General features: G+C 61.0%; 14 protein-coding genes. 3 read left to right on the plus strand and 11 right to left on the minus strand.

The features are described from left to right. The gene (locus tag CEC48_RS16845; protein WP_088424768.1) at positions 1-780 is read right to left on the minus strand and encodes an acetoin reductase; all 780 of its coding nucleotides are present in this window, start codon (positions 778-780) and stop codon (positions 1-3) included. Positions 781-970: 190 nt separating this feature from the next. Here CEC48_RS16845 and CEC48_RS16850 point away from each other — a divergent pair, with 190 nt between their 5' ends. Continuing rightward, complete coding sequence (locus CEC48_RS16850; protein WP_088424769.1) at positions 971-3,115, plus strand: TonB-dependent siderophore receptor; 2,145 nt, start codon at positions 971-973, stop codon at positions 3,113-3,115. A gap of 318 nt (positions 3,116-3,433) precedes the next feature. Here the strand turns inward: CEC48_RS16850 and CEC48_RS16855 are convergent, their stop codons facing one another. From CEC48_RS16855 to CEC48_RS16860, 3 genes are all read right to left on the minus strand, one after another. Continuing rightward, a complete protein-coding gene (locus tag CEC48_RS16855) occupies positions 3,434-3,871 on the minus strand; it encodes a carboxymuconolactone decarboxylase family protein (RefSeq protein ID WP_088424770.1) in 438 nt (145 codons plus the stop codon). A gap of 31 nt (positions 3,872-3,902) precedes the next feature. Beyond that, positions 3,903-4,052, minus strand: coding sequence for a hypothetical protein (locus CEC48_RS31585; protein ID WP_176438727.1), 150 nt, complete (start codon positions 4,050-4,052; stop codon positions 3,903-3,905). Positions 4,053-4,193: 141 nt separating this feature from the next. Beyond that, positions 4,194-5,024, minus strand: coding sequence for an arylamine N-acetyltransferase (locus CEC48_RS16860; protein ID WP_088424771.1), 831 nt, complete (start codon positions 5,022-5,024; stop codon positions 4,194-4,196). A 157-nt stretch (positions 5,025-5,181) separates the two neighbouring features. On the opposite strand from CEC48_RS16860, the gene CEC48_RS16865 reads away from it, so the two are divergent. Then, positions 5,182-5,427, plus strand: coding sequence for a DUF6555 family protein (locus tag CEC48_RS16865; RefSeq protein WP_063028819.1), 246 nt, complete (start codon positions 5,182-5,184; stop codon positions 5,425-5,427). 33 nt (positions 5,428-5,460) lie between these two features. Here the strand turns inward: CEC48_RS16865 and CEC48_RS16870 are convergent, their stop codons facing one another. Next, a complete protein-coding gene (locus tag CEC48_RS16870) occupies positions 5,461-5,655 on the minus strand; it encodes a DUF6021 family protein (protein WP_088424772.1) in 195 nt (64 codons plus the stop codon). Positions 5,656-5,678: 23 nt separating this feature from the next. Further along, entirely contained in the window at positions 5,679-5,852 is a 174-nt protein-coding gene (locus CEC48_RS31590; RefSeq protein ID WP_176438728.1) for a hypothetical protein, read from the minus strand. Positions 5,853-6,003: 151 nt separating this feature from the next. Here CEC48_RS31590 and CEC48_RS16875 point away from each other — a divergent pair, with 151 nt between their 5' ends. Beyond that, positions 6,004-6,525, plus strand: coding sequence for a DUF3087 family protein (locus CEC48_RS16875; protein ID WP_088424773.1), 522 nt, complete (start codon positions 6,004-6,006; stop codon positions 6,523-6,525). A 757-nt stretch (positions 6,526-7,282) separates the two neighbouring features. Here CEC48_RS16875 and CEC48_RS16885 read toward each other — a convergent pair. The 5 genes from CEC48_RS16885 to CEC48_RS16905 form a co-directional block, all read right to left on the minus strand. Further along, entirely contained in the window at positions 7,283-8,413 is a 1,131-nt protein-coding gene (locus CEC48_RS16885) for an MFS transporter (protein ID WP_088424774.1), read from the minus strand. Positions 8,414-8,488: 75 nt separating this feature from the next. After that, positions 8,489-9,853 (minus strand): MFS transporter, encoded by a 1,365-nt coding sequence (locus CEC48_RS16890; RefSeq protein ID WP_088424775.1) that lies wholly within the window; start codon positions 9,851-9,853, stop codon positions 8,489-8,491. Between the two features lie 123 nt (positions 9,854-9,976). Then, the gene (locus tag CEC48_RS16895; protein WP_088424816.1) at positions 9,977-10,426 is read right to left on the minus strand and encodes a hypothetical protein; all 450 of its coding nucleotides are present in this window, start codon (positions 10,424-10,426) and stop codon (positions 9,977-9,979) included. Between the two features lie 80 nt (positions 10,427-10,506). Further along, the gene (locus CEC48_RS16900; RefSeq protein ID WP_088424776.1) at positions 10,507-11,787 is read right to left on the minus strand and encodes a HAMP domain-containing sensor histidine kinase; all 1,281 of its coding nucleotides are present in this window, start codon (positions 11,785-11,787) and stop codon (positions 10,507-10,509) included. Next, the gene (locus CEC48_RS16905) at positions 11,784-12,467 is read right to left on the minus strand and encodes a response regulator transcription factor (protein WP_088424777.1); all 684 of its coding nucleotides are present in this window, start codon (positions 12,465-12,467) and stop codon (positions 11,784-11,786) included. The genes CEC48_RS16900 and CEC48_RS16905 overlap by 4 nt, the downstream gene beginning before the upstream one ends. Positions 12,468-12,555 lie beyond the last annotated feature (88 nt).

The following is a 12,555-nucleotide window of genomic DNA, read 5'->3' on the forward strand; positions in this document are numbered from 1 at the left end:
TCAGCGGTACAGAATCCCGCCATCAATCAACGGCGATTGCCCGGTCATGTAATCCGAATCCGGTCCCGCCAGGTACGACACCAACCCCGACACGTCCTCCGGCGTTTCCGCCCGGCCCAGTGCGATCCCGTCCACGTACTTCTTGTACGTCGCACCGACCTCGGCACCGGTAATCTCGGCCATGCGTTTGTCGATCTCGACCCACATGTCCGTGCCCACCACACCCGGGCAATAGGCGTTCACGGTAATCCCGTCACTGGCCAATTCCCTGGCCGCCGCCTGGGTCAGCGCCCGCACGGCAAACTTAGTGGCCGAGTACACGCCAAGCAACGCAAAGCCTTCATGGCCGGCAATCGAACAGGCATTGATGATCTTGCCCTTCTGCTTCAGGGCCTTGAATTTCTTGCCCGCGGCCTGGATGCCCCAAAGCGTACCCTGCACGTTGATACGCAGCGTGCGGTCGACCTGTTCCGGGGTCACGTCCAGCAGCGCGTCGATCTGCGCGACGCCGGCGTTGTTGATGATGATGTCGAAGCCGCCCAGGGTCTGGTGGGCATGTTCGACCGCCGCGACCACTTGCTCCAGCCGCGAGACATCAGCGACAAACACCGAGGCCTTGCGCCCCAGCGCTACCACTTCGGCCGCCACCGCTTCGATCTTGGCGCTGTTGATGTCCACCAACGCTATGTCGGCGCCGTCTCGCGCCAGGCGCAGGGCAATGGCCCGGCCGATGCCTTGCCCGGCGCCGGTCACCAGTGCAACTTTTCCAGCGATACTCATGACGATCTCCTTCAACGGTGAGAGAAGCCTTGTCTATCGCAGTTGCCAGGCACCGCTGTCGAGCAGCAGGCGGATTGGTGTGCGGGCTGAGACGGGGCGTCTCAAAGCGAATCATTCTCGGAAACTTGTAAAACGCCGCCGTTATGCCTAGCTTATGCGCCCTCCGCTCTGCGCTCTCAGGCCTTCCCCCATGGTTTTGCGTCTTCGCCCCGTTGTTCCTTCACGTTTCGCCCTCGGCTTGCTGCTTAGCGCAGGCATTGGTAGCAGCCAGGCGGCTGACATTGAGCTGCCGGAGGTGAAGGTTCAGGGCCAGGATGAGTCCGGCTATAACACCGACACGGCCTCGGTGGGCGGCTTCAATGAGGCGCCGCTGCTCGATACGCCAGCCTCGATTGCGGTGTTCAACGAGTCGCTGATCAAGGATCAACAGGCGCGTTTGCTCAGCGAAGTGCTGCGCAATGACGCCTCGGTGGGCGACAGCTATGCGCCGATCGGCTACTACGAAAACTTCGTGGTGCGCGGCTTCTCGCTGAACGCAGCCAGCAGCTACAAGATCAATGGCCGCACCATCACCGGCGAGCAGAACGTCGCCCTGGAGAACAAGCAGCGTGTGGAGTTGCTCAAGGGTTTGTCGGGTATGCAAAGCGGGATTTCCGAGCCCAGCGGCGTGATCAATTACGTGACCAAGCGCCCGGAGGATGTGCGTTCGGTAACGGTGTCCACCGATGATCGCGGCAGCGGCTACCTGGCTACCGACGTGGGCGGCTGGTTTGGCAGCGAACAGCAGTTCGGCCTGCGCGCCAACGTGGCCCATGAAGACCTCAATTCCTATGTCGAACATGCCAATGGCCACCGGGATTTCCTGTCCCTGGCGTTCGACTGGAACATCAGCCCCGACGCGGTTCTGCAGTTGGATGCGGAGTATCAGAACAAGCAGCAGCGCTCGGTGCCGGGTTACCAGTTGCTGGGCGGGACCGAGTTGCCGCACAACGCCTCACCGAAAAAGCTGTTGGGGCATCAGAGCGGCGCGAACCAGGTGGGGATAGATTCGCTGAACCTCAATGGCAAGTTTGAGTATCGCTTCAGCGATCAGTGGAAAGGCAGCGTGAGCGCGGCGCGCAGCAAGGTGGTGATTGATGATTACAGTTCGTTTGCGTGGGGTGGCGACACTGCCGGCAACGAAAACTACTTCAGCCCGGAAGGCGACTACGGCATCTACGATTTCCGCAGCCCCGACGACACCCGGCGCGATGATGAGATTCAAGCGGCGATGACCGGGTTGTTCAACACCGGCGGACTGGGTCACGAATTGACGTTTGGCACCAGCGCGTTTCGCCGGGTGATCGATAAGCGGGAGGCCGTGAACGAGTGGATTGGCACGGGCAACATCGACCAGGACCCGCAAAATTTCACCCCCACCGACAAGCCGTTGAACGACAGCCACCGCAGCCTCGACAGCCGCCAATACGGTCTGTTCGTCACCGACCGCATCAGCTTCAACGAGCAATGGCAGACCATCGTGGGCGGCCGCGAAGTGCGTCTGGACGAAAAGGCCTTCGATGATCAAGGCAACGAGTCGCGCCACACCCAGCAGTATGTGTTTCTGCCCCAGGCTGCGCTGATCTACAAACCGATTGAGAACCTGTCGCTCTATACCAGCTACAGCAAGGGCCTGTCGCTGGGCGGACAGGCGCCGTGGTTTGCGCTGAACAACGATGAAACCCTCGCCCCAACAGTCTCCCGCCAGATCGAAGCCGGCGTGAAATACGACTGGCGCCGCATCAGCTTCGCCGCCGCGATCTTCCAGACTCGCCAGGCCTACCAATACGCCAAGCCGGATGACGCCGGCGACTACACCTACGTGCAACAAGGCGAACAGAAAAACACCGGCCTGGAATTATCCGCCAACGGCTGGGCCACCCAGCGCTTGCAGATCGCCGCCAGCGTCGCAGCGATTCGTGCACGTGTGACAGGCAGCGGCACGCCGGAATACGAAGGCCATCAGGCGATCAACGTGCCGAAACTTAGGGCGAGTGTGTATGCCGATTACGCCCTGCCCTGGGTCGACGGCCTGGCATTGCTCGGCGGTGTGCAATACAGCGCCAGCAAGTACGCCAACCGCACGGGCGATGTGGAGGTGGGCGACTACGCCATCGTCAATGTCGGCAGCCGCTACACCACCAAGCTTGATGGCTATGAGACGGTGTTTCGCCTGAGCGTCGACAACCTGTTCGACAAGCGTTACTGGCGCGATACCGGCGAATACCTGGGGGATGATTACCTGTTCCAGGGCGCGCCGTTGACGGCGCGCTTGAGTGCGACGGTCAACTTCTAAAGCTGCTTGAGCGACGCGATGGAAGGTGGCAGCTGTACGCAGGTTCGCGGACCGAGAACTTGGAACTCGGCATACCCGAAGGTATCCCACGCACAGCTGCCATAACACGAAACGCCGAACACCAACGTGTCCGGCGCAAAGCGGTGGCAATGATGCATCAAGTTAGCGGGCCGCGACGCCCAGTTGCTGAGAGTCAGCAACCGAGGGAGGTTAATCTGCGGTCCAAATCGACGCAATCCCGGCATCTTGTGGGGAAAATCCATGGGTCTGCTGCGCAGCCCAACGGTAGCAAGCTCCCTCGCCACAGGTTCTGCGGTGTTATTTAGGCATCTTGCGAAAGCCCACCGCCAGGCGATTCCAGCTGTTGATGGTGGCAATCGCCACGCTCAGGTCGACTTGCTCTTGCGGGCTAAAGTGGGCGGCCAGCTCGTTGAAGTCTTCATCCGGCGCGCGAGTCTGGCTGATCAGGGTCAGGCTTTCGGCCCAGGCCAGCGCGGCGCGTTCACGGGGGGTGAAGAACGGCGTTTCACGCCAGGCCGACACGGTGTACAGGCGGCGCTCGGTTTCGCCACCCTTGCGGGCGTCGGCGGTGTGCATGTCGAGGCAGAAGGCGCAGCCGTTGATCTGCGAGACGCGCAGGCGTATCAGCTCCAGCAGCGGCAGTTCGATGGACAGTTTGCCGACGGCAGCCTCCAGGGCAAGCATGGCTTTCATGGCGTCCGGGGAGGCAGTGTAGAAGTCGGTGCGAGTTTGCATGGTGGTACTCCAGAGCAGTGGGGATTGCTGTCTAGAGTAGTGAGCCGGCGGCGTTGGACAAATAGCCAATTCGGGGGAAGATCGGGTAGCCAATCGCCGGGATTGGCCTGTCCTCACCTTCGAGGTTGAAGTCGTTGTAGCCGCCGAGGATTCCGAAGGTGGAAATAGGGTCGGTCGGCATTGCGGCGAACACCACACCAACTGCCGCGATCAGGGCCAGGACCGAGGAATTCTTGAGGATTTTTTCGCATCGTTGGACATCGTTTTACGTCTCCATGCAGGTGGCAAAGCATTCAGGAAACGGTTCAGTAAAGGCTCTAAATCAAGCCTTTTTGACCTGATCCAGCAAGCGACCGACTATTGACCGCAACTGTGGATGCTCGGGCAGGCGAATGCCGAAGCTGGCTTGCAACAGCGCCAGCAGCTCATCCACGTCCTTGATTGCGCGCTTTTCGCTGGCCCGGTCCAGGTAGTGAATGGCGTAGTCGCCATTGTTCAGTGTGCGGCGAAATCCCGGGCCGATCAGTGCGACTTTCAACTGGCCGAGGAACGGCGAATCCGGGTGGGTGGAGACGTACCAGTTGCCGATTTCGTAGTCGATGCGCGACTGCAACTGCAGGTCGAACACATACAAGCCACGCCACTCACCGGCGACCTGCGCCCACAAGGTGTAGCTGCCTTCGTCCAAGCTCAGGCGATAGGGTTCATGGGCGGTGGCCTGGGTCGCGTCGGTGTCCAGTTGCAACGGGCTGGTGGGCACCAGGCCGCCAAAGCCGACATCGCTGATGTAACGCACACCGTCCAGGGTCACCAGGCTCAGCCGATGGGTGCGCGCCGTGAGTGCGTCGGGCGGCCCGCCCATCACCACGCGGCCGGTAATGCCTCGCGCGTCGAAGCCCAGCTCCTGCAACAACGCGAGAAACATCTGATTCAGTTCGTAGCAATAACCACCACGCCCATCGAACAGAACCTTTTGCTCGACACTGGGCAAATCGATCGGCACCGGCAGGTGCAGCAGCGTCGACAGACTCTCGAAGGCGAAGGTGCTGACATGGCGCAGTTGCAACGCCTGCAGGGTTTGCAGGGTCGGCGGTGGCGGCGTGTCGTAGCCCAAACGTTGCAGGTACAGGCGGCTGTGGGTCAGCTCAGGCATGACGCAATCCTGGGGTCGGTGGCGAAACACCACTAATACCCTGAAGGCCGTTGTTTGCCAATTGTGATTTGAATCAAATACAAGCCCCGGGATGCAGAAACTTTCTGAACCTTTCTGAACTGATTTATATCAATTCACTACAAGACAGGGAGCCATGATGAGTACCGCAATGATCTACACCATCCACTACTTGCTACACGGCGAACCGAAAACCTTTGTGGTGCGTGCCGAGGTCATGAACAACGCCGAGGCGTGGCATTGGGCAGCCGTTGACGCCGACATTGCCCACGTGGGGCGCATAGGCCGGCCGGGCCATGAGCGGGTGAAAAAGACCACACGGCCTTGGGCTGAGAAATTCGGCATCACCGAGGTGACCTGGGTAGCGCCGAAACGCTTGGGCTGAATGAAAAAGCCCCGCACAACGGCGGGGCTTTTTTCACTTTTTCAGATCACCCAATGGATCATAGGCCGGCTTCTTGCCGGTTTTTTCTGGTTTGTCCAATGGGGCAATTGCAGGGCCTACCGGGTCGACCTGCGGGTCTGCGACGTCCGGGGAATCGGGGTCGAAACCCAGTTCGTCCTTGCCGCTGGAATGTTCCGAAGAATGCGGGCCACTTTTACTGTTATTCATAGTTACCTCCTGGCGCGCCGGGCTTACAGCGGGCGGGCCTTGTCGTGCAGGTTTTCCAGGTCTTCCTCGACCCGCTTCTCGTTGTGTTCGCGCTCGGCGGGGTCGTTGGGGCGCAGGGCGTCGTTGTCGCGCTCCTCTTCGCCGGGGGTTCGGTCAGGGTTGGGTGTGCCGGGCGGTTGTTGCTGGTACCGGGTCATGGTTCACCTCGCTTGGTTTTTTTGCCTACCAGGGTTAGAGAAAACGCGGTGGGCCATCGTTCAACCGGATTACCGTCACTCCGACGGGCGAAGCATGAGAAGATGCCGGCCGACCGTATAACCCTACTTGTACCATGGAGACTGACCCTGGATGTTTGAGCTCAAACCGTGCGACCCGATTGTTTTTCGCCAGCAGACGCGACGCAGTACGTTGATTGTCGCGGGGTTGTTTGTGGTGTTGGCGATGGTGCTTTCCAGCTTGGCGGTGATGCTGTTTGGGGAGCCTGGGGGGGATAATTTTCGCTTTAATGTGGGTGGGGTGTTTGCCGGGGTTTTGATTACCCTTGGGCTGGTGCGGGGGCCGTTCTGGAGCCAGGCGTGGCTGGCGCCGGCGGTGTATGGGTGGCAGCTCAAGCGTAGTTTGATGAGTGTGACGAATGTGATGCACAAGGTGACTGAGGGGGTCCAGGCGAACGACCCGGCCGCGATCAAGTTGCTGCGGTTTTATCACCTTGGGTTGATGCAGATGCACGAACTGGACGCCAATTCCAGCTCTCAGGCGCAGTTGGTGCGGGAGGTGGATGAGCATCTGGAGAGGATGCGGGGGTTGGGGATTGAGCCTGACCAGACGCGGTTGGATCCGGGGTGGGTTGAGGCTGTGAAGGTGCGCTGATGGGGGGCATATCCGTTATTTGGTGATTTTTGATATGGGTTCCGCTCTTACAGCGGGTCACTTTTGAAAGGAGCCCAAAAGTAACCAAAAGGCTCTTGCCCCACCACTCGGCACCTCGCTTAGGCTCGGTGTGCCCTCTCTCCGGTAGTACTGCGCGGGCCGCCGCGACGGGGCGTCCCTGCCCCGTCGCGGCTAAACCGGCGTCCTGCCGGTTTACCCGCTCCGTACTACCTGCGTTCGGCCAGCGTGGTTTAACGGGGCGCCTAAGATCAAGATCAAGATCAAAAGCAAGAGCACAGCGGCCTACAGGCCGGCTTGAGTGGTGTAGAGCAAAAGCAAAATCAAAAGCGGGCACGGTCAACTGTGGGAGCTGGCTTGCCTGCGATGGCATCAACTGGGTGTAACTGATGTACCGAGGTGTCTGCATCGCAGGCAAGCCAGCTCCCACATAAAAGCAGCTCTGCTTTCGCTCTGGAACTTGCCCTTGCCCTTGCTTCTAACTCTCAGGTCGGCTTTCAGGTCGCCGTGCTCTTGATCTGCTGTTGATCTTGATCTGACTGCCCCATTCAGCCCGAGGCCGAACGCAGGTATTGAGGAGCGGGTAAACCGGCAGGACGCCTGCTCATGCAACCAAATCAACCGCTGCCCCAGACTCAGCCCCTCAGGCGCCGGCAACCCCTGCCCCGTCCAATGCTTATAAGCCTCATCCAACAACCGCACAAACCTATCGTCAAAAGCCACAACCAACCTCACATCATCAAGGCGAAACCTTAGCCCGCCAGCAAAACACCGCACTGACCGCAATCGCCGCCCCCGCCACGCCAAACACCCAGGGCGCCGATGCCACCGGCAACAACAACCCCGCCAGCAAAGGCCCAAGCCCCGCGCCCACATCACGCCACACCGCATTCGACGCCAGGGCCGACACGCGCATCGCCCCAGGATTACGCTCCGCCACCAACGTGGTCACCAACGGCAACTGCAACGCCCGCAATACCAACACCGCCGCCGCACCCACAATCACCCAATGGCTACCAAACGCCCCCAGCGCCAGCGCGCTGAGAAACGAAAACAGCAACAACATCGACGTCGCGCCAAACTGCTGCGCAGCGCGGCCACCCAACGGGCTCAGGAGCAATTCCGAGACATACCGCAAGGCCATCAGCCCCCCGGCAATCAACACCGCATCACCACCCAGCATCTTCTGCGCCTGAATCGACAGACCAAAGATAAACAGCCCATCCAGCGCCACACCTTCAATAAACGACCAGGTCGCCACGCTGTCGGGCAGTTTGAAACGCCGCCCCGGCGCACCCTGTAAATTGTGGCCGACACTAGGCAACCCCCGCGCCATCCACAACCCCACCAGGCAACACACCGCCAGAATCAGAAAAATCGGACGCGGCCCGACCTGTAACGTCAGCCATCCACCCAGCGGCAAGGCCAGCATCGGCCCCAGGGCGATCAACGCCCGCGAGCGCCCCGCCCGACGCGCCGCACCCAGTGGTTCGGAGGTCGCCAACACTTGAGTGGAAAGGTTCAACGCCGCAAAACACAGGCCCCAGATCAACCGCAGCCCGAGCAACGCAGCAAAGCCGGACAGCATCGAGTTGCCCAAGGCACACACCGCGGCCGCGCCGGCGGCGATGGAGCAGGTCAGGCGGTCGCCGTGACGGGCGTAGAAATTCAGAACATGCTTGTAGCCGAAGATCCGCACCAGGCGGTTGGCCGCCAGCAATACCCCGGCCTGGGCCAGGGTGATACCGAACGCCTGGGACTCCATCGGCAGTACCAGGTACAGCAACACATCACTGGGCAGGCACAGGCCAAGGGTCAGCGCAGCACGGCGGGAGTGGGCATCAGCACTGCGTTGGGCCAGGTCAGACATAAAAGCTGAAACATTCAGAATTATTTAGACGGCCACGGTAGCCGTCTACCTCAATGTATTACAAGGCCCAAATGATTAAACCTTGGTGCCGTCCTGCATCAGGCGCAAACCACTGGCCACCGCACCAACGAGTGCAAACCCGCAACCCAACCACAACGCGTACTGCGGGCCGCTGCTCAGGGACAGATGGAAACACAACGCAACCAACGAAGCCCCCAGCGTCTGCCCCATCAACCGCGACGTAGCAACGATCCCGCTGGCACCACCACTGCGGGCAATCGGTGCGCTGGTCATGATCGCCTTGAGGTTGGGCGACTGGAAGAAACCGAACCCGGCGCCACACAAGGCCATGCGCCAACCGATATCGAAGGTGGAAGCGTCGTTGCCCAGGGTCGCCAGCGAGGCCATGCCCGCGCTCAACATCACCAGGCCGATGCCGCACAACAACGCCAGGGAGATGCGGTCCGCCAGGCGCCCGGCGATCAGCGCCATCACCGCGACCACTGCTGGCCACGGCGTCATCAGGAAGCCGGTGGCCACCTGGCTGTGGCCCAGCACCGTTTGCAACAGGAATGGCAGCGACACAAACGCCAGGCCCTGGGCGCTGAACGCGCAAATCGCGGTGAGTGCCGACAAGGTGAACAGCGGGCGCTTGAATAAATCCACTGCCAGCATCGGCGCCGGGTGCCCGGCCTGGCGGCGAATCAGCAACAGCCCGCACAGCAGCGCCACGGCGATCAGCCCTAGCGTTAACAACGCCTGCGCACCGTGCACCGCCGAACCCAGGCCCAGCACCAACAGGGCGAACAACCCGGCGCAGAGAATCGCCGCAAGCCGGTCGAAGGCATGCCCGGTAATCGGGATCACCGGAATCGCACGCACACCCAGCCACAACGCCAATGCGCCCAGCGGCAGATTGATCAGGTACAACCAGTGCCAGGTGGCCACCGACAAAATCGCCGACGCCGCAGTCGGCCCCAGCGTAAAGGCCAACCCCACCACCAGTGAGTTATACCCCAGCCCCCGGCCGAGTATTTTTGCCGGGTAGATATGCCGCAACAGCGCAATGTTGACGCTCATGATCGCCGCCGCGCCCAGGCCCTGCACCACCCGGGCGGCGGTCAGCGTCGGCAGCGACCAGGCCAGCCCGCAAAACAGCGATGCCACCACAAACACCAGTAAACCACCGAGGAACACCCGGCGGTGGCCGACCACATCACTCAGGGAAGCAAAGGGCAACACGGCGGCGATGGTCGCCAGTTGGTAGGCGTTGACCACCCAGATCACCGAGGCGGAATCGGTGCCAATCCCTTCCGCGAGGGTCGGTAACGCGGTGTTGACGATGGCCGTGTCGAGGGTCGCCATGCCGATCCCCAGGGAAATGGCGACCACCGCCGCTAGACGTTTATCACTGGGCAACCCATCAGCTACTGAAGACATGGACAATCCGCACACGTGGCAAAGGCCCCTAGATTACGGGCAGCGGCCTTTTTTTTCAGCGGACAAATGTACGGCTGTCCAAATATTCATGTTCAAGTGCGCCATTTACCCAGTTTTCACGGGTTACTGGTCCGCTGTATAGATGATGGTTTGCGCGCTGTCGGGTGCAGCAGGCCGTCGGGTGAAGTAGGTATCGCCTTCATCCGTATGAATCTCGTATTCAAATTTACTGGCCACCCGGCCCGTTGCAGTCACATGCTTGATGATTTTAAGCACCCGCTGGAATTTCACGCTTTGGGTACCGTTCTGGTTGGGCCCGGTGAGCACGTTGACACTTTGAAACCAGCCGTCGTTCTTCTTGTTCGCGACCAGGGCACCGGTCATTGCCTCGAATCGCTCCAGCCGGGTAAAGCCCCACAGCGTCTGCTCCGCCACCGTTTGGCCGAGGGCAGCAGAGCCGGTAAACACGAACAGATTGATCGCCGGGCTGTCTTCGCAAAAAAAATCGTAGGGCACCAGCCCGTCGACCATTTTCTTGCCGGCCACGAAGCCTTTTTTGTGCACCTGAAACATCGCAACCTCCACGCCAATGGCGTCACTGAACATCAACTCACGCAGAGGAAAAGTCTAAAGGCGCAGGGCGTACAGGGCGGTCAAGCCAATGTAATATCGTGTAAAGATCCCACCCGAGGCAGGATGATTTCCACGCTCAACCCGCCGGATGGCGCGTTGTGCGCCTCGACGGTTCCGCCATGCATTTCCACGGCTCGCAAGGCGATTGCCAGGCCCAGCCCGAAACCGGCATCGGCTTCATTCGGGCCGCGCTCGAAGGGCTGGAAAATACTCCGCAACCGCAGGTGGTCAACACCCGGCCCCTGATCAGTGATCAACACCCTCAGCCAGCGTGTGTCGGGACTGACCTCAGCCGAGACCCGCACCGTCGTATCAGGCCGCGTGTAGCGCACCGCATTGCGAATGACATTCTCAAAACACCGATACAACAGCTCGCCACTGGCACGACTGACAAAGTCAGAACACGCCTGCAAGCTGACACGACAGCCTTTGATGCCCGCCTCGAACTGAGCGTCTTCGACAATCACTGCCAGCAACTCGACGATATCCACCGGTTCGCGCCCGATGCTCTCGGGGCGGCCCTGCACGCGCGCGAGGGTCAACAGCGCCTCGATCAAGGTGTCCATGCGCGCCGATTCACGCTGGATACGCCCGAGCATTTCGTGGCGTGCCGGGTCTTGCTGCAACAGCCCGATGGCCACCTGCATGCGCGTCAACGGTGAGCGCAGTTCATGGGAGATATCGTGCAACAGCTGTTGCTGGGCCTCCACCAGCAGTTTCAACTGGTTGGCCATTCGGTCGCAGTCTTCGGCCAGGTCGACGATTTCATCACGGCGCCTGCCCATCATCGGCCGGACACGGGTTTCGAAGCGCCCCAGGGCCACGTCGCCCATGGCCCGGCGCAGATACGCCAACGGCCACGCCAGGTAGTAGGCCATGTACCCGCTGAACAGTGCACTCATCACCGTGCCGATGATCAATGGAATCCAGTGGCCCAGCCGTCCGGGGTCGTGAGGAGGCTGGGAAGACCGGAGCGACAGCGCGGCCCCGTCTTTGCTGACGAGCAACTTTTCATAGGCCGGCTGCGAGACCGGCGTGCCGGCCAGCAATTGACCGGCACTGTCATAGACGCCAATGGCTTGGCCGTGGGGTGGCTGCCACACTGCCAGGAGCTGGCGCCCCGAATCGACACCGTACTGCTCCAGCAACTGTTCTTCGCTGGCCAAAATCGCGTCCAGGTGATTATCCCCGGGGCCCAGACTGCCCGCCACCAGAATGCTCAACCCCACCAGAAACGTCAGGCTGGTGGCCAGCCAAAAGGCCAGGAACAGTTTCCAGAACAAGCGGCTAGGCTTCATCATTCGGCGATCAACAGGTAACCGAGGCCGCGTACGCTCTGGATCCAGGCCTTGGCGTCGGGGCGCGGGCCCAACTTCTGGCGAATGCTGCTGATGTGCACGTCGATGCGCCGGTCATAGCGGGTCAGCGGGCAGCCCAGGGCATTGAGCGACAGGTCCTTTTTGCTCACCACCTGGCCGGCGCACCGGGCCAGCACTTCGAGCAGGCTGAATTCGGTACTGGTCAGCCCCAGTTCGCTGCCCTTCCAGAGGGCCTGGCGTTTGCCGGGCCACAGCACCAGGGCGCCGGTCTTTATGACGTCTGTGGTCGGCTGACCCACCGGCTGAACCCGGCGCATGATGGCGCGCAAGCGCGCCACCAGCTCACCCGGGGAACTGGGCTTGGGCACATAGTCGTCCGCGCCAAGCTCCAGCCCGGTGATCCGGTCGATGTTGTCGCCACGGGCAGTGAGCAACACCACCGGCACCTGGCTGCTGGCGCGGATACGCCGGAGCACCTCTATTCCCGACAGCCTGGGCAGCATCACGTCCAGCACCACAATGCTGTAGCGACCCGACAGCGCCTCCACCTCACCTTCCTCGCCGGTGTGCACGCAGGTCGCTTCAAAGCCTTCATGCTCCAGGTATTGGCCCAGCATTTCAGTCAGTTCCTGGTCATCGTCGACTAGCAATACGCGGATCATGGCGAGCTCGTGAGGGGGTATCGGCACAGTATCGCCCTTGCACCGCCCAACGTCATCGCCCCGGGGCCAACCTTTACCTAACTTGACA

The sequence above is a fragment of the Pseudomonas sp. K2I15 genome (assembly GCF_002204795.1).
Classification (GTDB): Bacteria; Pseudomonadota; Gammaproteobacteria; order Pseudomonadales; family Pseudomonadaceae; genus Aquipseudomonas.

What these genes read in the sequence shown, in the direction of transcription:
- CEC48_RS16845 (WP_088424768.1), bottom strand. Translation starts at nt 780, where the DNA reads ATGAGTATCGCTGGAAAAGTTGCACTGGTGACCGGCGCCGGGCAAGGC.
- CEC48_RS16850 (WP_088424769.1), top strand. Translation starts at nt 971, where the DNA reads ATGGTTTTGCGTCTTCGCCCCGTTGTTCCTTCACGTTTCGCCCTCGGC.
- CEC48_RS16855 (WP_088424770.1), bottom strand. Translation starts at nt 3,871, where the DNA reads ATGCAAACTCGCACCGACTTCTACACTGCCTCCCCGGACGCCATGAAA.
- CEC48_RS31585 (WP_176438727.1), bottom strand. Translation starts at nt 4,052, where the DNA reads ATGCCGACCGACCCTATTTCCACCTTCGGAATCCTCGGCGGCTACAAC.
- CEC48_RS16860 (WP_088424771.1), bottom strand. Translation starts at nt 5,024, where the DNA reads ATGCCTGAGCTGACCCACAGCCGCCTGTACCTGCAACGTTTGGGCTAC.
- CEC48_RS16865 (WP_063028819.1), top strand. Translation starts at nt 5,182, where the DNA reads ATGAGTACCGCAATGATCTACACCATCCACTACTTGCTACACGGCGAA.
- CEC48_RS16870 (WP_088424772.1), bottom strand. Translation starts at nt 5,655, where the DNA reads ATGAATAACAGTAAAAGTGGCCCGCATTCTTCGGAACATTCCAGCGGC.
- CEC48_RS31590 (WP_176438728.1), bottom strand. Translation starts at nt 5,852, where the DNA reads ATGACCCGGTACCAGCAACAACCGCCCGGCACACCCAACCCTGACCGA.
- CEC48_RS16875 (WP_088424773.1), top strand. Translation starts at nt 6,004, where the DNA reads ATGTTTGAGCTCAAACCGTGCGACCCGATTGTTTTTCGCCAGCAGACG.
- CEC48_RS16885 (WP_088424774.1), bottom strand. Translation starts at nt 8,413, where the DNA reads ATGTCTGACCTGGCCCAACGCAGTGCTGATGCCCACTCCCGCCGTGCT.
- CEC48_RS16890 (WP_088424775.1), bottom strand. Translation starts at nt 9,853, where the DNA reads ATGTCTTCAGTAGCTGATGGGTTGCCCAGTGATAAACGTCTAGCGGCG.
- CEC48_RS16895 (WP_088424816.1), bottom strand. Translation starts at nt 10,426, where the DNA reads ATGTTTCAGGTGCACAAAAAAGGCTTCGTGGCCGGCAAGAAAATGGTC.
- CEC48_RS16900 (WP_088424776.1), bottom strand. Translation starts at nt 11,787, where the DNA reads ATGATGAAGCCTAGCCGCTTGTTCTGGAAACTGTTCCTGGCCTTTTGG.
- CEC48_RS16905 (WP_088424777.1), bottom strand. Translation starts at nt 12,467, where the DNA reads ATGATCCGCGTATTGCTAGTCGACGATGACCAGGAACTGACTGAAATG.